This is a genomic window from Terasakiella brassicae (assembly GCF_014641495.1).
GTDB lineage: Bacteria > Pseudomonadota > Alphaproteobacteria > Rhodospirillales > Terasakiellaceae > Terasakiella > Terasakiella brassicae.
In genome coordinates this window covers 34,512-56,640 of record NZ_BMHV01000013.1, presented here as the reverse complement: position 1 = coordinate 56,640, position 22,129 = coordinate 34,512, and the positions used below count along the sequence as shown (strand labels likewise).

The 22,129-nt window shown below is 50.3% G+C and carries 15 protein-coding genes; 5 read left to right on the top strand and 10 right to left on the bottom strand.

What is annotated here, in order from left to right; translation table 11 throughout:
- Positions 1-4 precede the first annotated feature (4 nt).
- Complete coding sequence (locus tag IEW74_RS10375) at positions 5-1,096, top strand: iron-containing alcohol dehydrogenase (protein WP_188664520.1); 1,092 nt, start codon at positions 5-7, stop codon at positions 1,094-1,096.
- Here the strand turns inward: IEW74_RS10375 and IEW74_RS10370 are convergent.
- The 6 genes from IEW74_RS10370 to IEW74_RS10345 all read right to left on the bottom strand — a co-directional run bounded on the left by IEW74_RS10370 (position 1,079) and on the right by IEW74_RS10345 (position 9,189).
- Positions 1,079-2,518: a pentapeptide repeat-containing protein gene (locus IEW74_RS10370; RefSeq protein WP_188664518.1), complete on the bottom strand. Its 1,440-nt coding sequence runs from the start codon at positions 2,516-2,518 to the stop codon at positions 1,079-1,081. The two genes, IEW74_RS10375 and IEW74_RS10370, sit on opposite strands and share 18 nt — an antisense overlap.
- A gap of 102 nt (positions 2,519-2,620) precedes the next feature.
- Positions 2,621-3,496 carry an OmpA family protein gene (locus tag IEW74_RS10365; protein WP_188664516.1) on the bottom strand — a complete coding sequence of 292 codons (876 nt, stop codon included), beginning with the start codon at positions 3,494-3,496 and terminating at the stop codon, positions 2,621-2,623.
- 11 nt (positions 3,497-3,507) lie between these two features.
- On the bottom strand, positions 3,508-4,272 hold the full coding sequence (locus tag IEW74_RS10360; protein WP_188664514.1) for a motility protein A: 765 nt from the start codon (positions 4,270-4,272) through the stop codon (positions 3,508-3,510).
- A 214-nt stretch (positions 4,273-4,486) separates the two neighbouring features.
- On the bottom strand, positions 4,487-7,000 hold the full coding sequence (gene hrpB, locus IEW74_RS10355; RefSeq protein ID WP_188664512.1) for an ATP-dependent helicase HrpB: 2,514 nt from the start codon (positions 6,998-7,000) through the stop codon (positions 4,487-4,489).
- Positions 6,997-7,764, bottom strand: a complete 768-nt coding sequence (locus tag IEW74_RS10350) for a hypothetical protein (RefSeq protein WP_188664509.1) — start codon at positions 7,762-7,764, stop codon at positions 6,997-6,999. The genes hrpB and IEW74_RS10350 overlap by 4 nt, the downstream gene beginning before the upstream one ends.
- Before the next feature lie 78 nt (positions 7,765-7,842).
- Complete coding sequence (locus IEW74_RS10345; RefSeq protein ID WP_188664506.1) at positions 7,843-9,189, bottom strand: RsmB/NOP family class I SAM-dependent RNA methyltransferase; 1,347 nt, start codon at positions 9,187-9,189, stop codon at positions 7,843-7,845.
- Positions 9,190-9,368: 179 nt separating this feature from the next.
- On the opposite strand from IEW74_RS10345, the gene IEW74_RS10340 reads away from it, so the two are divergent.
- Positions 9,369-10,652, top strand: a complete 1,284-nt coding sequence (locus tag IEW74_RS10340; RefSeq protein WP_188664503.1) for a DUF3422 family protein — start codon at positions 9,369-9,371, stop codon at positions 10,650-10,652.
- Between the two features lie 9 nt (positions 10,653-10,661).
- Here IEW74_RS10340 and IEW74_RS10335 read toward each other — a convergent pair whose 3' ends face one another.
- The 4 genes from IEW74_RS10335 to IEW74_RS10320 all read right to left on the bottom strand — a co-directional run bounded on the left by IEW74_RS10335 (position 10,662) and on the right by IEW74_RS10320 (position 17,282).
- Positions 10,662-11,915 (bottom strand): diguanylate cyclase, encoded by a 1,254-nt coding sequence (locus IEW74_RS10335; protein WP_188664500.1) that lies wholly within the window; start codon positions 11,913-11,915, stop codon positions 10,662-10,664.
- Positions 11,916-11,977: 62 nt separating this feature from the next.
- The gene (meaB, locus tag IEW74_RS10330) at positions 11,978-13,018 is read right to left on the bottom strand and encodes a methylmalonyl Co-A mutase-associated GTPase MeaB (protein WP_188664497.1); all 1,041 of its coding nucleotides are present in this window, start codon (positions 13,016-13,018) and stop codon (positions 11,978-11,980) included.
- 95 nt (positions 13,019-13,113) lie between these two features.
- A complete protein-coding gene (gene scpA / locus IEW74_RS10325) occupies positions 13,114-15,306 on the bottom strand; it encodes a methylmalonyl-CoA mutase (RefSeq protein WP_188664494.1) in 2,193 nt (730 codons plus the stop codon).
- A gap of 5 nt (positions 15,307-15,311) precedes the next feature.
- A complete protein-coding gene (locus IEW74_RS10320; protein WP_188664491.1) occupies positions 15,312-17,282 on the bottom strand; it encodes a methylmalonyl-CoA mutase family protein in 1,971 nt (656 codons plus the stop codon).
- 305 nt (positions 17,283-17,587) lie between these two features.
- Between IEW74_RS10320 and IEW74_RS10315 the strand changes: the two genes are divergently transcribed.
- The 3 genes from IEW74_RS10315 (at position 17,588) to IEW74_RS10305 (ending at position 22,095) form a co-directional block, all read left to right on the top strand.
- Positions 17,588-17,875: an encapsulin-associated ferritin-like protein gene (locus IEW74_RS10315; protein WP_188664488.1), complete on the top strand. Its 288-nt coding sequence runs from the start codon at positions 17,588-17,590 to the stop codon at positions 17,873-17,875.
- Positions 17,876-18,001: 126 nt separating this feature from the next.
- Positions 18,002-20,677 (top strand): aconitate hydratase AcnA, encoded by a 2,676-nt coding sequence (gene acnA, locus IEW74_RS10310; RefSeq protein ID WP_188664485.1) that lies wholly within the window; start codon positions 18,002-18,004, stop codon positions 20,675-20,677.
- A gap of 23 nt (positions 20,678-20,700) precedes the next feature.
- Positions 20,701-22,095 (top strand): class II fumarate hydratase, encoded by a 1,395-nt coding sequence (locus tag IEW74_RS10305; protein WP_188664482.1) that lies wholly within the window; start codon positions 20,701-20,703, stop codon positions 22,093-22,095.
- The last annotated feature ends 34 nt before the right edge of the window (positions 22,096-22,129 follow it).

The window sequence follows — 22,129 nt, the reverse complement described above, 5'->3', positions numbered from 1 at the left end:
AGCAATGACGATTGCATTTGCGACCCATACCGTGCCGGAACTGATTTTTGCGCGCGGCTCTTTTGACCGCTTGCCTCGACGAGCTGCGGCTTATGGCACGAATGTGTTGTTGATCGGGGATGCCTATTTACAAAATCACCCGAGCCTGCTGAAAGAAGTGAGCGACAAACTGATTGTTGCCGGATTGCGGGTGGATCATGTCAGCGCGCGTGGGAAGCAAACGCAGGAAGCCAGCCGTAAAATCACCAACACTTATGATCTGGAACAATATGATTGTGTGATCTCGTTGGGTGGGGGACGCGCAATAGATACCGGCAAGCTGGTTGCAAAATCGTGCCCTCATATCGCTGTGCCCACAACTGCCGGGTCCGGTGCCCCGATGAATGGCGTGATTTTTGGCGGGGCCGAAGCGGTTGAAGAAACGTTCAATTCATTTTTGGTCCCGGATCTGGTGATCGGTGATCCGGCATTTATTGATGAAATGGATCGCGATGATTTTGCCGCTCGTGCCTTGACCGTTTTGATGCTGCTGGGGGAAGCTTACGTTTCACCCAAGGCATCGGTTTTATCGGATGCCTTGGTCTGGTCGGGGCTGGAAGCCTTTGTGCGTGGCTTTGTGCGCGGTGTTGAAGGGGATCCGCAGGGTCGCGATGACGTTTTTTACGCATCCTTAATGGCTGGGGTTGGAACAGGGCAGGCCGGGTTTGGGTTGACCCATCGTTATGGTGCCATCGTTGAGCAAAAAACAGGCTTAACCTATGCACAGGCTTGTGCAACCGTTTGTGCGGAAACAACAGATTTGCAGTTGCAATTGCTGGCTGATTTATTCCCTGATCATGCGGCAATGGATAAATATGCCCTGATTGGGGAATTAATTGCAGAACGTCCTTTTGAAGACCGGGAAGAGGCTTATGCGTCTCTTGTCGGGACATTGCGCCGATGGGTGGCGCGTTTGAATTTATCCAAAATTTCGCTCAAGGAAACGGCCTTAACCGGTATATGCCGCACGATTGAACGCGATTGGGATGAGACGGTCTTGCCAATCCATCCCGATTTAAATGATTTGGAAACGCCGCTGTTACGGCGTCTCCTTTAAGGCATTTGGCAGGCGGGTGCTTGAATCGGTAATCGCGCGCCGAATTTGTTCGCGGATTAAGCCTTGTACAGAGCTCAAATTGACGCCACACAAATTTGCGCGATGCAGGTTTGCCCCACTGAGGTTGACACCGCGAAGAGATGCGCCTTCCAGATTGGCCCCGGACAGGTCGGTTCCCAACATATTGGCCCGGTCCAGTCGTGCATTGCGCATATCGGCACGGGTCAGGCGAGAAACGCGCAAATCCGCGCTGGAGAGCAGCGCATCTTTAAACGTGGACCCGCTGAGATCGGCTTTACGAAAAACGCTGCTGGTGCAATTGACGGCTTCAAAATTGGACTGGGGAAGAATGGCTTTGGTAAAGTCCACCTCCATAATAGATTGTCCACGAAAATCAGAATGTGGACGATTGGCGCGCAAACCATCACGTCCCCCGCTGTTGACCCACAATTTATGTAGGTCCAAGCATTCGTCTAAATCAATGATTTCTTCAAAATTGTCGCTCTCCGGTCCGACAGGCTCGATGGTAGGCGCGGGAGAGTCCTCAACCGGTTGTGAGGCGACAGCACGGCTTTGTTTTTCGGTTTCTTCGGCTGCCTTGGATGCATTGTTTTCTTTATGGGCAACAGGGGAAGACTTGGTTTCATCGACCAGATCGTAACGGGGACGGTCTTCTGTTGAAGGGCCTGTTAAATCACTATCCTGAAAAGACATGCTGCCTTTATCGGCATCGGGACGGGGTTGGCTGGTTCCCCAATCAAATGCATCGTCCTGCGCGGATGTATTTTGTTTTCTTTGAGACGGCCCCATTAAATCATCAAGCGAGGTTTTCGGGGTTGGATTGCGACCACCGGAAGAGCTATCCGCACTTAAGGTCACACCACCGACCGGGCGTGAACGAGTGTAACTGTCCAGTTTGAAATCATTCTGGTTTAAGGAGTTCCGGCGATTCTGTCCATCAAAATGGGGGTCGTCACGCATACGGCGTTCGGGGCCGAAATATTTGGCAACGCAAATAAAACGCCGGGGCTTCAAGATCACTGCGCGGGTAAAGCGCAGGAGTTTTTCCGGGTTAAGCGGTTTGCGCAAAGCCCCTTCAATACCCGCGCGACAGGCTTCGCGCAGCATATGTTGTGAGACTTTTTCCAATAATAAAAGGATCGGTGTTTTATAAAAAGCACCATCGTTCAGGCTGCGAATTTGACGCACAATCTCGATACCGTTGGTATCGGGGAATTTAAGGGCAAGAAGGATAAGGTCCGGGTTGATATTGCCGATATGTTCAATCGCTTTTTGCGGAGATGGGGTTGCGATGAAATCACCGATATCATTATCCATATAGGTTGTTCTTGCGATATCAATACTTTCCGGGTCTATATCGCAGAAAATGACCTTATGTGTGCTAAAATCGAAATCCGTCATGAGGGGGCCTATGCTAGACATTTTTCTTCAGATTGTTATCCCACAAAAGTATAATAAACGGATAATAAAACAGTTCAACTCTTAAGCGATTTTTAAAGGGAATTATTTCAAGCCGGAGTCCGGTCGTGGCCCAAAAACACTTTCCAGTTGGTTTTGAACGTCATTGACCTGTTCTTTCTCTTTTTCACCCAAAACAAGGGTAATCTCGACACGTCTGTTTCTGGCGCGACTTTCCGGGGTGTCATTGGGGACAAGCGGGCGCGAATCGCCAAAACCCTGCACAGCCATTTTGCTGGGCTCAATGTCTGAATAATTCAGGAAGTGGTGAACCACGGATGTGGCCCGCGCGGCAGACAGTTCCCAGTTAGAACGATAGGGACCACCGCTGCCCAGCGGGATGTTGTCGGTATGACCGCCAACGAGAACTTCGCCTTTGGATTTTTTAATCACATCGGTGAGTTTGTCGAGTAGGTCTGCAAACGCCTGACCAATATTGGCGGAACCGGAATCAAAGGCGATTTCACTGGGAAAGCGGATTTTGACCTCGTTTCCGTCACGTTCGACATCGACACCTTTGTCAGCGGCTTCTTCCGCGATGATTTTGGCGACTTCATTTTCAACGTCAGAGGCTTGTTCTTCCGGTGATTCAGCCGGGTTGATATCGAATTCTTCCTGATCTGTGGTGTCAGGTATTTCCATTGATACGGTCGGGACCGGTGATTTCGTCGGTGAAATATTACGGGCAGCTTTGCGTTGAAGCTGTCCATCAACTTCGATAACACCGGCCAGACGGTCCTGTTTGGAAATGCCGAACGCATTGCGCATGGCACCAGCCATTTGCTTATATTTGATCACGTTCATTTCAGAAAAGGTCAGCAAAAGAACAAAAAGCACCAATAGCAAGGACATCAGATCGGCGAAAGTCGCCATCCATGCCGGTGCGCCCGAAGGGGGGCATTTTTTTTGTTCTTCAGCCATCAGCTATAACCTTACTCACCCTCTTCTTCCGGCGGCTTTCCACCCGGAAGATATACGCCCAGCAGTTCTTGCAGAACCATCGGGTTTTGGGAGGCATGGATTTGCATCACGCTTTCGATAATCAAAGCGCGGGTGTTTTTGGTATTGTCGATCTTGATTCCAAGTTTGTCGGCCAAGGGAATGGCAATCAGGTTGGCCAGAACCGCACCGTAAAATGTTGTCAACATCGCAACGGCCATCGCCGGACCAATGGCGGCAGGGTCTGATAGATTTGCCAGCATTTGTACCAGACCGATCAATGTCCCGATCATCCCGAATGCCGGGGCCATATCACCGATACCACGCCAGAAACTTTCCCCGGCCATTTCTGCCTTGATCGCCATATCGACTTCTTTGGTGATGCTTTCTTTAATGACTTCGGCAGCCATACCATCCACACACATGCGGATGCCACGGGCCATCAATTCGTTTTCGATGGCGACACTTTCCAGACCCAGCAAGCCTTTTTGGCGTACGATACCTGCCAGTTCAATGGCCATATCGTAGACACTGCGCGGGTCGTCGGCTGAATTTTTGAAGGCGATTTTGCCACCGATTTTCAAGGCGGCGATACAATCTTTGAGCGGGAATTTTACAAGGGTAGCGGCTGTTACACCACCGAACACAACGACAATAGAGGGAATATTGACAAACGAACCGATGTCGCCTCCCAACATGATTGAAATCACGATAAGGACGAGACCGATAGCGATACCTAATAGCGTTCCGAGATCCATTTAGTTTTGCCGTTCTTGTTATCTGCCTGCGGTTATTCTTCAAGCTTAGCGATGAGTTCTTACCAAGTTCCTAATTTCGATAAAAACATCCCCGTTCACCCATTCCTAAGTCACAGTTTTACATTACGTTTATCCGATGGGGCAACAGGCAACTGTGGAAAAGTACTTCTTTTCATACATACATACGTATAAGACCTTAGCTGAACGTGGCGGTTCATACGTGTTTTCGTTTGGTTTTCCCTGTGGCTTGGGCTTCTATCGGATTATCGGGCCAAGGGTGCTTTGGGTAGCGCCCTTTCATTTCTTTTTTCACCGAATCGTAGCCGTTTTGCCAAAAACTTTCCAGATCTTCCGTGACTTGCAGGGGGCGTCCGGCGGGGGAAAGCAGGTGAATTTGCAAAGCAATTGTTGCATTGTCTATGCAAGGTGTATGAGGTTCGCCGAACATCTCCTGTAGTTTTACCGACAAAATCGGTTTTTCCGGGTTGGTGTAATCCAGTCGAATCTGTGATCCACTGGGCACGCGGTAATGGGTGGGGGCCCGTTTTGCAAGTTCCTGTTGGGTGTGCCAGTCCAGGCGGGAGAGCAGGGCCGCATCCAGATCTATTTTTTTTAATTGCTCAATCCGGTTGACACCATTTAGATAAGGCAGCAACCAGTCTTCGAGGGTGTTCAAAAGGCCCGCTTCACTCATATCGGGCCATTTGTCATCTCGTTTGCGTAAAAATTCCACACGCTTGCACAAAAAGTCGCTGTCCTTTGTCCAAGGCAGAACGTGTAAACCAAGCTGGCGAATACCGTAACACAGTCCACGGGCTTGTTCTTCAGGGTCGATATGGCGCAAAGGGGTGGATTTCAGGGTGAGGGCACCAAGCTTGCGCACACGGGCGGCACTGACGCTTTGTGTGCGTTTGTCCCAACCTGTTTCGGTTTTTTCCTGAATAAGGTCGGGGAAATTATTTTCAATGTCCTGAATATGGAGGGGGGCCGCGCTGAAAATGCGTGCCTGTGCGTTGGCGCCATCCATATGGGCAATAACCAGAAAGGGTTCGATAGATAAGGCATCGCTATCCGGCAGGACGGCCCCCATACCTGCACTCAGGTGATAGCTGTTTTGTCCATTGTTGCGCTGTTTGGCAATTCGGTCAGGATACGCCAAGGCCAAAATCCGCCCCGTTTCCAGATAGCTGGTGGGCGGGGTATCCGATATTTTGAGACGTTTTTTCAGGTTCTTTGCGGTTTGCCGTGCCCGATGCAAGGCCCCTTTTGCGATATTTTGTGTTGATCCTGCCTGATTATGTAAGACGGCAAGGCTTGTGCGCAGATCGCAATCACGCGCACCTTTTAACAGGGGACCGTCTTGCAAGGTTGCGGCAATATCACAGGCCAAAGCGGCATCATTTTTGTTTCTATGAGAGGACGTTAGAATCATATGAGCAAGACGGGGATGAAGAGACAGGGCCATCATCTCTTTGCCATGCGCGGTTATTTTGCCGTCTTTATCCAGCCCGCCTAATTGAAACAACAGGTCTTGTGCTTGTTGAAATGCATTTTTAGGCGGGTAATCTAGAAGTTTCAGATCTTCGGGAACATGAACGCCCCAAGCACTCAGTTCCAAGGCCAGTGGTGTCAGGTCACTTTCGAGAATTTCAGGCTTATCACGTTCTGCCAAGGCGTGCGTTTCGGCTTGCGGCCAAAGCTGATAACAGATGCCGTCTTGCATGCGTCCGGCGCGGCCTTTGCGTTGGGTAGCCGCAGCCTTGGACACACGCACGGTTTCAAGGCGCGACATGGATCTGGCATTGTCAAAACGGGCAACCCGTTTATAGCCACAATCGATAACGATGCGGATGTCTTCAATGGTCAAGCTGGTTTCGGCAATGGTTGTGGCAAGAACGATTTTGCGCACACCTTTTGGGGGCGGTGCAATGGCCTTGTCCTGTTCTTGCGGGGGCAAAGCGCCGTATAAGGGGGCAACCAGAATGTGCGGATCGTTTGCATAACGCTCATTCAGCAGGGATTGCGCTTTGCGAATTTCCCCCTCACCCGGCAAAAAGACCAGCAGACTACCGCTTTCGTCGGCAATGGCCTTGGAAATGGTGCGGACTGTATCGTTGACCAGAGAAAACCTGTCCGGGCGGGGCAAGTTATGGACAGTGACGTCAAAGGCACGCCCTGCGCTGGTGATGCGCGCTGCATCCCCTAAAAAAGAGGCGAGATTTTCCCCGTCAAGGGTTGCCGACATGACCAAAAGACGCAAATCATCGCGCAAAGCGTCTTGTGTTTCCATGCAAAAGGCAAGACCGAGGTCGCCTTGCAGGTTGCGTTCGTGAAATTCGTCAAAAATAACCAGACCAACACCGTTGAGTTCCGGGTCGGATTGAAGTTGTCGGGTCAGGATCCCTTCTGTGACGACTTCAATACGGGTGTTGCGTCCGATGTTTTTATCTTGGCGAATACGATAGCCAACCGTTTGTCCGACTTTTTCCCCCAGCAAGTCAGCCATACGCTTGGCCGCCATGCGCGCCGCCAGCCTGCGGGGTTCAAGCATGATAATTTTTTTACCAGCTAACCAAGGTTCATCCAGTAAGGCAAGGGGAACCAACGTTGTTTTCCCTGCACCGGGGGGCGCTTCCAATAACGCACGTTGCTGAGAGTGCAGAGCTTGTTTCAGGGCGGGGAATGTTTCCTGAACGGGGTAGTCCAATTGCGCGATATCGTATGTCATACCTCGTCTTCTATCGAAACCACATTGGCAAGAAAAGTGGAAAAATCTTTTCGTTGTTTTTTGCTGTAACGTTTTTCAAAGACGTCATGTTCGTCATCGGATAAGTTGGCGAACCGATCGAAGATGCACATCATTTGTTGTTTAAATTGAAATTCGCTAAATGGATAGGGGCCAATGCCTTGTCCCGGTGTATCAGGGTCACTTTGCATAACCCGTTTATACCATTCCTTGCGCAGATCGAATTTTGTAAAAAAATCAGCCAAGGCAACAAAACTATCCCAGCGAATTTCCCAACAGGCTTTGGTTTCATACAGGTCTGAATATTTAAATTCATCTCCACGATCACGGGAAACCTGTTCCATCAGGCGCAGCGAACGTTCCATGAGGTTTTCATATTCAGCGCGTCCTAAAATGGCCTGAATGGCATGGAAATAGTTAACCAGTTGACCACTGGACATAAGCGGTGGTTCTTTTTTGAACAGATGTTCAAACGGTTCTGAAATGATGCGCCCATAAACATTGATGCGGGGCGTATTTTGCAAAGATAAACGGACGTATTCCGAACAGCGTTCAAACTGAGTATCGCAATATTTTTTGCGCACATTTGGATCGTTTTGAATGGCGTGGGCGACAATATCCAGTGTATCGACACTGATGACACCGTTTTGCGCACGTTCTTTGGCAAGCTGTAAAAACAGATCCACAGCCGCTGCATATGTTTGGCGGCAGGGGATATCTGATTTTTCCGTTTTGTTTTCAGCCATGCATGCCATCTCCTTATATCACCCTATAACCTAGAGATTGAGGAGGCTTATGACAAGAAAAGAGAAGAACCTTCTGATTTATTCTCTTTCCAGGATGGCGGCAAAAAATCCATCGCAACCGTTCAGGTAAGGACTAAGGCGCAGGTAGTTCGGGTCTTTTGCCGGATAATCGGTTGCCAGACGTTCTTGCCATACATCTTGTGCAGATAGGCGTTTAAAAGCCGTGTTGCTGGATAGAAAGCGTTCGATCTGATCTTCATTTTCTTCGGGCAGCAAGGAACAGGTGGCATAGATAAGCCGTCCGCCGCTTTTTACAAGGCGTGACGCACTGTCCAGAATTTCTTTTTGCAGTTGGACCAGTTCTGTCAAATCGGTTTCATCCTTGGACCATTTTGAGTCTGGATTGCGCCGCCATGTTCCGGTGCCGCTGCAAGGGGCATCAATCAGAACGCGGTCGAACTTGCCCCGGCTTTTTTTCACCCATTTATCGAAAGTATTTTCAAGTTGTCGGCGTTCGGCATTGACCACACCGGCACGTTTTAAGCGTACTTTCGCACGATTCAGGCGTTTGCTATGGACATCACAAGCAACCAGATGCCCTGAATTTTCCATTTCAGCAGCCAGTGCTAAAGTTTTTCCGCCCGCACCGGCACAGAAATCAACAACCTGCATGCCTTTTTTCGCCCCGACCATTAATGCAACGAGTTGGGACCCTTCGTCTTGAACTTCCAGCCAGCCTTGGCGAAAAGCTTCGGTTTCAGAAAGGATCGGCCCACCGGGTTGGCTTTGGCGCAATCCGATCGGTGAAAGCGGCGTGGCGTCGACCTTGAAACCTTGTGAAGCGAGACTTTCAGCGGTATCTGCCGGGCTGGCAAGCAGTGTATTTACACGAAAATCGGATGTGGGTTTGTCGCTGAGGGCGCGCATTTCAGCGGCGAAGTTATCGCCAAAAATTCGTTTGAGGCCCGCAGCTGCCCAGTCTGGGCATTCGGCCAACATGGCTTCGTTCATGTCAGGGTGATTGATATTTTTTCCCAGCAAGCGTTTTAAGCTGGCGATTTCTTCTTTGCGCAACATGTCCATGCGGTTATGGGCACCGTTACACAGTTTTTCCAACTGAGGAATATCGGCATCGTCGTTTAAAATCATATCGGCGAGCAGCATGGAGCGCATGTTTATGTCCAGACGGACCTGTTTCAGCCACCATAACAGGCGACGATAATGCAGCAGAACGGAACGCACGCGTTGTTCCAGGTCGCGGCGGTCACGCCGTTCCAGTGCATCTTGCAAATGGCGGAAACGACTGGACAGGATGGCATCCAAAGGACGCGAGGTTTCAGCCAGTTCGGTTAAAATCTCGTATGCCAGATTCAGACGGGCAGCGCGGCCCAGTCCATATGCCGACTTGGTTTGATTTTCGCTCATAACTTGAAACCTTTTGTCTGGAAAGATGGCGCTTCATATCATGGATTTGAGAATTTGCCACGTAAAACACGGCGAAACAGAAAAATCACATGATTTGCACTTTAACACTTGTTTTCATTATGTGCATAGTGGTACTACCAATTTTACAAAAGTGGAATACAGGTAAGGGTTTAGGGTAAATGACTTATTTGGGACAGGAACATCCGTTACGCGACACACTGGATAAAGAAATCCGCGCACGGCCTTATATTGCGCTGGATATGCCGGAACGTATCACGCATCTGGCGGTTTTATCCGGCGAGGATGGCGGGGATGCGGAACGGGTCCATTTGTCGCGTCTGTGTGAAAAGTTTGACGTGGCAAAGCCCTTGGATGAAGCAACCCATTTTATTTCGGAGATGGGCCCCTTTCGCTTGCGTTGGGAACGTCATACGGAATTTTCCACTTATACTTTTTTTCGCAATGAACCCTGTGAAGAACCGTTCCTTCATCCGGTCATTGATTTTGTGCCACAAGACTGGATCAGTGAAATCCCCGGTCAGGTGATGAATGCGGTACATCTGGAACTGGAAACAAATGATGCACCGGAACGCAGCCCGATTGAGATGTCGCGCTATTTTGACGGCCATACCTATGTGGGCTGCGAAATGGCAGGCGGGGCTGCGTTGGTCTGGACGGATATGCGGGTGCATGATGATCGTTTCATGCGTATTTTGATGCGCAATATTTCTATGCCGGACCGTCAAGCCGGGCGTGTTGTCCAGCGGGTGTTGGAAGTGGAAACCTACCGGATTATGGCTTTGCTCGGTTTTCCCTTGGCGCGTGAGGCCAGCCCGCGTATCCGCGCAATTGATGAAAGTCTGGCGGTGATTGCAGCCAAGATGTCAGATCGCGTACATCCGCAAAAAGATGGTGATTTGTTGGAGGAACTGTCCGTTCTGGCAGCAGAGGTCGAGGCGATTTCTGCGCGTAACAGTTATCGTTTCGGCGCGACCAAAGCGTACTATGCCATTGTGCAGCAACGCCTGAATGAATTGCGCGAAGGACGTTTGACAGGATTGCCGACTTTATCGGAAACCATTGAACGGCGGATGGCCCCGGCGATGAAAACATGTGACCATACCAGCATGCGCCAGCATTCCTTGTCACAACGCATCAGTCGGGTCGCGAGCTTGTTACGCGCACGTGTTGAAGTGGAACTGGAAAAACAAAATCAAGAAGTCCTGAAGACCATGAATAAACGCGCAGAACTTCAACTGCGTTTGCAAGAAACGGTGGAAGGGCTGTCTGTTGTCGCGATCAGTTACTATCTGGTTGGTTTATTGGGCTATGCCTTTAAAGGCGTCAAAGCAGGGGGGGTGCCGATCAACCCGGACCTTGCCATTGGTATTGCTGTTCCGGTTGTGGCGGTTTTGATCTGGTCAGGTTTACGCAAGGCCAAAAAGGTTTTACTGGGTGTGTGATTGTTGGTTTTAGTTAGTTTGAATGCTGGTGCGATTGCGCCCTTCGTTTTTGGCATAGAGCAAGGCCTCTTCTGCAGAGGCAATCATGGCATCGAAACTTTCGTGAACGTGATTGCATACACCGATACTGACGGTTAGCTTTAATGTTTTCTGACCTGCCTTGAAGTCATGCTTTTCGATCATGTGGCGTAATCCGTCAAAAAAATCATGGCATTGATGTGCCGGTAGATTGTTGGCAATGATGCAGAGTTCTTCGCCGCCTGTGCGTGCCAGCACGTCTGAGCGACGGCAGCGTTCGTTTAGAAGTTCCCCCAATTGAATGAGAATTTCATCGCCTGCACTATGCCCGTATTCATTGTTAATTTTTGAAAAATGATCGATATCCAGTAAGGCGACACTCAGTGGCATATCGTCACGCAAGGCGCGTGCAACGGAATTGCTGCCGATATCGTTGAGGAAACGCCGATTGTGCAGCCCGGTTAGAAAATCATGGGTCGCGGCGGATTTTAGATCGTCCATATATTCGATCAGTTCGACGTTTTGGCAGACCCGGCAGAAAAACTCTTCGCGCAAAAAAGGTTTATTGAGAAAATCATTAGCACCGTTTTTAATGAATTGGGCGGATAAAATGTTACTTCCGGCGGTGGACAGGCCGATAATGCCGATTTTGTGTTTGGGATATTTGCGTCGAATTTCGCGGGTGAGTTCGAACCCATCCATCTGTGGCATGTTATAATCGGTAATGACCAGCCGAATATCGGGGTGTTTTTCCAGTATTTCCAAGGCTTCAATACCGTTTTCGGCTTCTTCAACCTTGAACTGGTAGCGTTTCATCAAATCCATGACGTATTTGCGCGCCGTGGTGGAATCATCCACCACAAGAACTTTGACATTGGCATTGAAATACAGGCGCGAGATTAAGGAAACCAGATAATCCAGACTGGATGGATTTTGTTTGACGACATAATCGATCACATTTTTGGATAAAATCTGGTCGCGGGTATCTTCACTGAATTGCGCGGAGAAAACGACAGACGGTATGCCGTATCCAATCACCAGATCAACGATTTGACCATCAGGTGCGTCCGGCAGGTTTAAATCCAGAATGGCGAGAAAGTAATCATCAAACCCGTTTTTGAGAACGGCAACGGCTTCGGCATAGCTGGTGCAGGAAACGACATCAATATCCAGATTGCGTCGGACATGCTTTTCGACAAGCGAGTTGAAGAATTTCATATCTTCAACAAGAAGCAGTTTTTTCATCTCGGCCTCATTATCTATTTGAATATAAATGTAGGCTTTAAAAGTACAGTTTACAACTGTCTTTATAGGGTATCGGTCAGTCCAAACGCATTAAGGATACGTTGTGCGCCAACGGTAGCGGTTAATTCGTCACGGGTAATGGCTTCATGGATCGGATCAATTAAATTGACCACATCGGGATGGGATTTAAGCGCATCCATCAAGCGGTCTTCGACCATTGCCCACATCCAGCGAAATTGCTGTTCGGTGCGTTTTGTTTTCAATTCACCCGTTTCGCCTAATTTGCTGCGATGGTCTTCAACCTTGGTCCACATTTCATCAAGGTTCATATTGGACAGGCCGGAAATACAGACCACAGGCGGGGACCAGTTCGGGCTTTGCGGGCGCATAATATGCAGGGCGTTTTTATATTCACGCGCCGCCATTTTTGCGCGTTTTTCGTTGGGGCCATCGGATTTGTTGACGGCGATCATATCGGCCAGTTCCAACACACCTTTTTTGATACCTTGCAGTTCATCCCCGGCGCCGGGCAACATCAACACAAGAAAGAAGTCCACCATATCGGCAACAACGGTTTCGCTTTGTCCGACACCAACGGTTTCCACCAAGACAACGTCATAGCCTGCGGCCTCGCATACGATCATGGTTTCACGGGTCATTTTGGTGACGCCGCCCAATGTGCAGGAACTCGGACTTGGCCGGATAAAGGCGTTTTCCTGAATAGCCAAGTTATTCATGCGGGTCTTGTCGCCCAGAATGGATCCGCCGGAAACCGAACTGGTCGGGTCAACGGCGAGAACCGCAACCTTGTGACCGGCTTCGCATAAATTGCAGCCCAAGGCCTCAATCGTTGTGGATTTCCCGACACCGGGTACACCTGTAATCCCGACACGGTGTGCCTTACCGCTATGAGGCAGAAGTTTTAACAAAACTTCCTGCGCGATTTTACGGTAGCGCGGACTGGTGCTTTCCACCAAAGAGATGGTGCGGCCCAACATTGTCCGGTCCCCGCTTAAAACACCTTCGACATATTCATCGACAGACGGTTGTCTGCGCCGACGAACCGGGCCTTTTTTGACGGAATGATTGACAATGTCGTTCATGGGGAATCTCTTAATTACTTAATCTGTGCTTATAAAACACGTCATCCCGGACAAGCGCAAGTGCCGATCCGGGATGATGTTTGTTGGCTCAGGACTTAGTCCTCAATACCGACAACTTCGTTCAGCTTTTTCATTAAATCAATGGCGGCTTCGGAAATGACGGTGCCCGGTGGGAAGATCGCTTCTGCGCCCCCTTCATACAAGGCGTCGAAGTCTTGCGGTGGAATAACGCCGCCGCAGACAATCAGGATATCGTCGCGTTCCAGTTTTGTCAGTTCTTCGCGCAGTTGCGGCACCAAGGTCAGGTGACCCGCAGCCAAGGAGGAAGCGCCAACAATATCGACATCGTTTTCAACCGCTTGACGCGCAGTTTCTTCCGGTGTCTGGAACAACGGTCCGATATCCACGTCGAAACCAAGATCGGCAAAGGCGGTTGCGATTACTTTTTGACCGCGATCGTGTCCATCTTGGCCCATTTTTGCAATCAGAATACGCGGGCGACGCCCTTCATGGTTTTCGAATTTTTTAACCAGCTTGGTTACGTCTTCAATCTTTTCGTTCATTTCACCCACTTCGTTTTTATAAACACCGGAAATGGCACGAATGGTGGCTTGATGGCGCCCATAGACTTTTTCCAGAGCAAGCGAGATTTCACCAACTGTGGCTTTGGCGCGCCCGGCCTTAATCGCCAGATCAAGCAGGTTGCCATTTTCGGTTTTTGCGGCTTCGCTCAAGGCATCCAGTGAGGCTTGTGTATCAGCTTCATTACGTTCTGCACGCAGGCGTTCCAGTTTGGCAATCTGGGACTTGCGCACTTCGGAATTTTCAACCTTGAGAACATCGATCGCATCTTCGTTTTCAAGTTGATATTTGTTGACACCGACAACGGTCTGACGGCCACTGTCAATGCGGGCCTGGGTCCGTGCTGCGGCTTCTTCGATGCGCATTTTGGGAATGCCGGCTTCGATGGCTTTGGCCATGCCGCCTTGTTCTTCAACTTCCTGAATATGTGCCCATGCTTTTTCGGCCAGATCCTGTGTCAGTTTTTCAACGTAGTAGGAACCACCCCACGGGTCGATCACATCACAGGTGCCTGTTTCCTGTTGCAGGAAAATCTGTGTGTTACGGGCAATACGGGCGGAGAAATCCGTCGGCAGGGCCAAGGCTTCGTCCAGTGCGTTGGTGTGCAGCGATTGCGTATGACCTTGGCTTGATGCCATTGCCTCGATACAGGTACGCGTGACGTTGTTAAACACGTCCTGTGCCGTCAAAGACCAGCCCGATGTTTGGGAGTGCGTCCGCAAGGCCAGTGATTTCGGGTTTTTCGGATCAAACTGGTTTACTAGACGTGACCATAACATCCGACCTGCGCGCATTTTGGCAACTTCCATAAAGAAGTTCATGCCGATGGCCCAGAAGAAGGACAAGCGCGGGGCGAAGGCATCGACATCCAGACCGGTTGCAATACCGGCCCGCAGATACTCCACACCATCTGCCAGCGTGTAAGCCAGTTCCAGATCGGCTGTCGCACCGGCTTCCTGCATGTGGTAACCGGAAATAGAGATCGAGTTGAATTTCGGCATTTCTGTTGAGGTAAAGCCAAAGATATCAGAAATGATCTTCATGGACGGGGTCGGTGGGTAGATATAGGTGTTACGCACCATGAATTCTTTGAGAATATCGTTCTGAATGGTCCCGGACAGTTTATCCGGTGTGACACCTTGTTCTTCAGCCGCCAGAACGTACAGGGCCAGAACAGGCAGAACCGCACCGTTCATGGTCATGGAAACAGACATTTGATCCAGCGGGATCCCGTCAAACAGGGTACGTGTATCGTAAATACTGTCAATCGCCACACCCGCCATGCCGACATCCCCGGCAACGCGCGGGTGATCGGAATCATAACCTCGGTGTGTGGCAAGGTCAAAGGCGACAGACAGGCCTTTTTGACCAGCCGCAAGGTTGCGGCGGTAAAAAGCGTTGGATTCTTCGGCGGTGGAGAAACCCGCATATTGGCGCACCGTCCACGGGCGTGTGGTGTACATGGAATTGTACGGGCCGCGTTTGAACGGGGCAAACCCCGGAACACTGTCCAGACTGTCCAAACCATTCAGGTCTTCGGCGGTATAAAGCGGTTTAACGCCGATCCCTTCCGGTGTGTTCCATGTCAGGTCATCCAGTTTTTTGCCTGTTTGACCTTCGATACGGCCTTTCCAGTCGCTGGCTTGTTCTTTGTTCAGGCCGGAAGTGTCCAGCGCAACATTTGCAAAGTTAGGAATATTGCTCATCTGTCTTACACTCCCAATACAGTGTGGAGGTCCTGCAATGTGGCGAGCACATCGCTACCCATGCCGATGGCAGCATCGACACCGTCAAATTCACCGCGCCCGGCGAGGAATACTTTTTTCGCACCAGCGGCTTTTAAGGCTGTGGCAAAACGGGCGGCGAGTTCTTCATACTGATCATCACTGCCACATAGAACGGCAACTTCAGCTTGACTGTCTTTGAAGGCGGCAACCGCATCATCTACGTTGGCAAAACCGTTGTTGGTTACGGCCTGTACACCGCCAGCTTCGAAGAAGTTTTTGGCGAATGTCGCGCGCGCCGTATGTTTGGCAATGGCCCCCATGTTGGCAGAGAAGATTTTCGGGAAGTCGCCATTTGCAGCTTTGTAAGCATCGGCAGCATCACGGAGTTTTTCAAACCCTTCAGCCAGACGATGGGCGGGCAGGGCCGTGATGGTTGTCGCGTTGCCTTGTGTGGCCAAGCTGGCGATGGTGATATCGGCTTTGTTGATCTTGGCGATCAAGGCGGCGTAATCAGGGGTGCTGCGCACAACCGCGTCTTCCATGATATTTGGATATTCAGAAACGCCTGTGACCGCATCTTTGCGTTTGGCGATATTTTTAAGCCGCGCCTGCCAGACTTCAGCGATTTGGGACTGAATAGACCCATCGGCAAGAACCGCAGCCATACCACCGCGATTTTCAATATCCTGGAACAATTCCCATGCTTTTTTAACATATTGTTCGCTCAGGTTTTCAATAAACCAGGACCCGCCTGCGGGGTCGATGACTTTATTGAGTGAGCTTTCTTCCTGCAAAACAATTTGGGTATTGCGGGCAATGCGGCGGGCGAAGTTATCGGCAACACCACAGTGATAATCAAACGGCAAGACCGTAATGGCATCTGCACCACCGATGGCCCCGGCAAAACAGGTCGCTGTTGTGCGCAACATATTGACCCAAGGGTCGCGTTTGGACATGGCACGGGCTGCGGTGACAGCATGCAGTTTCATACCTTGTGCCTCAGCAGAACCCCCGGATGCCTTTATGACTTGTGCCCACAGGAAACGTGCCGCACGTAATTTGGCAATCCCGGTAAAGATATCGGCACCATTAGCAAAGGAGAAGGTGATTTGACGCGCCGCCTCATCCACGCTTAGACCCGCATCGACCATTGCACGCAGGTAAGCCACACCGGTTGCCAAGGCGATTGCCAGATCCTGTGTTTCTGTCGCACCAGCACCGTAATAGGCGGAGGTATCAACTTTAACAGAGGTGACCTTGGGGTAATTTGCCGCTGTCTCTTTGGCTAAGTTCGCCATATCGGCAAGGGCGTCTTCAACGGATGTCGGCAAGGTGCCTGTGGCTGCCAATGTACCAAGGGGGTCAAGGTTGAAGGCCCCCATTGCTTTGTCATTGGCGATATTTTTATCAGCCCACAAAGCTTTCAACAAAGAAGCGGCTGCCGCACCTTGTGCACCGGCTTCCAGTGAAACTGTCGCGAGATCAAGAAGAACGCCGTCCAAAACATCGGCGAGGTCTTCTTTGGAATAAATCATAATCCCGCCACGACCCGCAAGGTCCGGGGCATCGGTGCCGTTTTTACCCGCGCGTGCGGCTTCGTCAAACTGCAAAATAATCGAGGTGACGCCGCGTTCCAGATCTTCAAGAATTTGATCATTGGCAACAGATTTGTCTGCATGGGCGTGAATTTGGCGAATATCCCAGCCATCCACGCTGCGACCCACGGCGGAATTGCCACGTGTGAACGGGGCGCTACCGGGGAAACCGGACGGATTGCCGTCTGCGTTCCAATCTGCTTTTGTATAAAGAGGCTGGATGTCGATACCATCGTAGGTTTTGACAACCATCTTTTTTTCAAAAGGGGCACCTTTGAGAACTTTTTCCAAAGACTCTTTCCAGGCTTCTACAGAAGTCGCCGGAAATTCAGCCGCCAAGGCTAAACGTTCTTCGCTCATGTTAATCCTTTGCGAGACACATCGATAAATAAATACGCATTACAATACCGTTTTACCAAATTAAAACCGCAATGGCTATAGGGTAATCTGTCAAAACAGGTGTTTTTTCGCTCTCGGGTTATAAAGATTTGTCGAAAGTTTCGCAAGTAAGGAATGTTATTGAAATATTATTACTTTTGTCGTTGGTGGTTCGGCGGCTTTCGTATGGGCAGTCGGATATGATTTATCCTCTTGCAATCACTTCTGAAAAATATAACTCTAATTTGTAGGATATTTTTCAGTTACATTTTTAGGGAGAAGAACCCATGTCTAATGAAGGTTATCACGAACCGGTTGAGGAATTGACAGACGAGACGCGCGATTACCATCGTGCGGTTGTTTCCTTGATGGAAGAACTGGAAGCTGTTGATTGGTACAACCAACGCATTGATGCCTGTAAGGATGAGGATCTGAAAAATATTCTGATCCATAACCGCGACGAAGAAAAAGAACATGCGGCGATGGTGCTGGAATGGATCCGTCGCAAGGATAAGGTGATGGACAAGGAATTGCGCGATTACTTGTTCACCGATAAAGAAATCGCTCATAAATAGAATCGAATTTGGATGCAGGGGATATGGCGTGGCCCGCCATGTGTCCTGCATGCTCATGGGGTTAGAGGGAGAAGAGGCCAAAGCGAGATAGAATTGGAATAGAGACCCGCAAAAGAGAGGTGGCACATGCCCCAATATGGTCAGGATACATTAAACACCAAACGCACATTGACGCTTGGTGAGACGCAATACAGTTATTTCAGTTTGAAAGCACTGGCGCAAAAAAGTGGCGCGGATATCACCCGCTTGCCTTTTAGTTTAAAGGTTTTACTGGAAAACCTGTTGCGCTGGGAAAATGGTAAGGATGTTCATGTTTCCGATATTGACCAGCTTGAAAAATGGCTGGATCAGGCATCCTCGGACTGTGAAATCGCCTTTCGACCCGCGCGTGTTTTGATGCAGGATTTTACCGGTGTTCCTGCGGTTGTTGATCTGGCGGCCATGCGCGATGCAGCGGCAGAACGTGGCGATAATCCGGCGGCGATTAACCCGATCTGTCCGGTTGACCTGGTGATTGACCATTCTATTATGGTGGATGATTACGGTCATGCTCAATCTTTGAAAATCAACGAAACACTTGAATTCAAAAGAAACCGCGAACGTTACGAGTTTTTGCGCTGGGGTCAGCAGGCGTTTGAAAACTTCCGGGTGGTGCCACCGGGGACCGGTATTTGCCATCAGGTAAATCTGGAATACCTCGCCCAAGTTGTTATGACACAAGATCAAGGCGAATTACTGGCTTTCCCCGATACGTTGGTCGGGACCGATTCTCATACCACCATGATCAATGCGCTGGGCGTGTTAGGCTGGGGTGTCGGCGGGATTGAGGCCGAAGCCGCCATGCTTGGTCAACCCGTTTCAATGGTTTTACCTGATGTGGTTGGTTTCAAGCTAAACGGACGATTACGCGAAGGCACCACGGCGACCGATCTGGTGTTACGTGTGGTGCAAATGCTGCGCGAACGCGGTGTTGTCGGTAAATTTGTTGAATTTTATGGTCCGGCGCTGGACCACCTTCCCTTACCGGATCGTGCAACCATTGCCAATATGGCCCCGGAATATGGGGCGACTTGCGGCTTTTTCCCCATCGACGGGGAAACAATCCGTTATCTGAACTTTACATCGCGCCAACCCGATCAGGTGAAATTGGTTGAAGCTTATGCCAAAGAACAAGGCTTGTGGCGTGAAAGCGCCGGGCCTGACCCGATTTATAGCGATACGCTCGAATTGGATTTGGCAACTGTCGAACCGAGTCTCGCCGGGCCAAAACGCCCACAAGACCGGATTGAGCTTTCCGGTGTTGCGGCTTCCTTTGATCAAACGTTGCAGGAACTTGCCAGTCAGGATAAGCCGCGCAGCGTGGAGGTACAGGGGCAGTCTTATAATCTGCATGACGGTGATGTTGTGATTGCGGCGATTACATCCTGTACCAATACATCTAATCCCAGTGTGATGTTGGGGGCGGGGCTTTTGGCCAAAAAAGCTTTGGGAAAAGGTCTAAAGGTCAAGCCGTGGGTCAAAACATCGCTGGCACCGGGGTCGCAAGTTGTCACCGATTATCTGAAGGCCGCAGGTCTGCAAGGGGCATTGGACGAGTTGGGCTTCACATTGGCGGGATATGGCTGCACAACCTGTATCGGCAATTCCGGTCCCTTGGCAGCCCCGATTGCCAATGCGGTACAAGAGGGTGATCTTGTTGTGGCTTCGGTCCTGAGCGGCAACCGCAATTTTGAAGGCCGGATCAACCAGCATGTCAAAGCCAACTATCTGGCCTCTCCGCCTTTGGTGGTGGCTTATGCGCTGGCTGGGACAACACGTCTTGATTTGGTGAATGATCCGATTGGGGAAGATCAACAGGGAAATCCCGTCTATCTGAAAGATATCTGGCCGAGCAACCGGGAATGTGACGATCTTATTCGTGATATTTTAACACCGGAAATGTTCCGCTCACGTTATAGCGATGTGTTTACAGGCCCGCAAAGCTGGCAAGATATTGCGGTCAGCAAGACCAAAACCTACCACTGGAAAAGTGAGTCGACCTATGTGCGTAATCCGCCGTTCTTTGAAGCCGGGCAATCGGTTGAAATTGACAATATTGAACAGGCGCGCGCTTTGTTGATACTGGGGGATTCTGTCACCACGGATCATATTTCCCCTGCCGGTTCGATTGCCAAGGACAGTGCCGCCGGGCAGTATTTAATAGAACAGGGTGTGAAGCCGGCGGATTTCAATTCCTACGGGTCGCGTCGCGGCAACCACGAAGTTATGATGCGTGGCACATTTGCCAATATCCGTATCCGCAACAAGGTTGCACCGGGCACCGAAGGCGGTTGGTCCAAACACCAGCCTGATGGCACGGTTATGAGTGTTTTTGACACAGCCATGAAATACCAGCAGGAAAAGACCCCTTTGATTGTTCTGGCCGGTCGTGAATATGGCACTGGATCGTCACGCGACTGGGCCGCCAAGGGCACGCGGTTGTTGGGGGTGAAGGCGGTTATTGCGCAAAGTTATGAACGTATTCATCGCTCCAACCTTGTCGGGATGGGGGTTCTGCCCTTGCAGTTTATCAGTGAAACAGCCTTGGCAGATATGAACCCGGATGGTACCGAATTGTTCGATATCCGGGGGCTGGACAGCCAATTGGTTCCTTCACAGGACCTTGAACTGGTTGTGACACGTGGAGATGGCAGTACAAAAACCTATGGCCTGCGTTCACGTATCGATACAAAGGAAGAAGCGGCCTATCTGCTTAAAGGCGGTATTCTGGAATATGTTCTGCAAAATCTAAGCAAGAAATAATCCGAAAGGATGGAGAGGTACGAATGAGTGGTAAAACCGAGATGCGGATTGAGCGCGATTCCATTGGGGAAATTGAAGTCCCTGCGCAACGATATTGGGGGGCACAGACACAACGCTGTCTCAGCAACTTCGATATCGGATGGGAGGGACTGCCGCCTGTGCTTATTCGTGCCTTTGCCTTTCAGAAAATGGCGGCGGCCCAAGCCAATATGAATGTGGATGTCCTGGATGAACGCCGGGGGGACGCGATTTGTCAGGCGGCATGGGATGTCTTGGATGGGAAATTGTCCGAAGAATTCCCCATTCGTATCTGGCAAACCGGGTCCGGGACGCAAACCAATATGAATGTGAATGAGGTTCTGGCCTCACGCGCAAACGAGATTTTATCGGGGAAACGGGGAACGGATGGCGAGGTTCACCCCAATGATCATGTAAACCGCAGCCAATCTTCCAACGATAGTTTTCCAACCGTGATGCATATCGCGATTGCCTTGCAGACACATGACCTTTTGTGGCCGTCACTGGATCAACTACATAAGGCCTTACTGCAAAAGGCGGATGAATTTGACGGGATTATGAAAGTGGGACGCACGCATTTACAAGATGCGGTTCCGGTATCCTTAGGCACGGTTTTTGCCGTTTTTGCCCAACAGGTTGCAACGGGTAAAAAGCGGTTAGAGGAAGCTTGGCAACGGTTAATGATTGTTCCCCAAGGCGGAACGGCTGTGGGCAATGGGGCAAATTGTCCGCCCGGCTTTGTTGATTGCTTCATCGAACATATCCGCAAGCTCAGCGGGTTTGAATTCTGTGAAAACCCACTACCGATGGAAGGTTTGGCAACCCATGATGCGCTGGTGGAATTTTCGGGACAGTTGAACGCATTGGCAGTCTCGCTTAATAAAATCGCCAATGATATCCGCTTGCTGGGTTCTGGTCCCCGATGTGGCATTGGGGAGTTGTTGCTCCCTGCCAATGAACCGGGATCGTCTATCATGCCGGGCAAGGTCAATCCGACACAGGCCGAAGCATTGAGCCAGATTTGCGCACAAGTTATGGGTAACCATGTGTCGGTGACTGTGGGCGGTGCGCATGGGCATTTTGAACTGAATACTTATAAGCCGTTGATTGTCTATAATATCTTGCAATCTGTTCAGTTGTTGGCGGACGGGATGCGGTGTTTCACTGCGCATTGTGTGGATGGGATAAAGGCCGATGAAGACCGCATTCAACAACATCTTGATCAAACCCTGATGATGGTGACGGCCTTGGCCCCGACAATCGGTTATGAACGGGCGGCAGAAGTTGCCAAAAAAGCCCACCGTGAAAAAACCAGCATTAAACAAGCCGCCTTGGCTTTGCAGGTTGTCAGTGAAGAAGATTATGACCGTCTGACATCTTTGGAAAACTGGTTGAAATAGAAAAATGCCCCGTCTTGATTTTCAAAACGGGGCA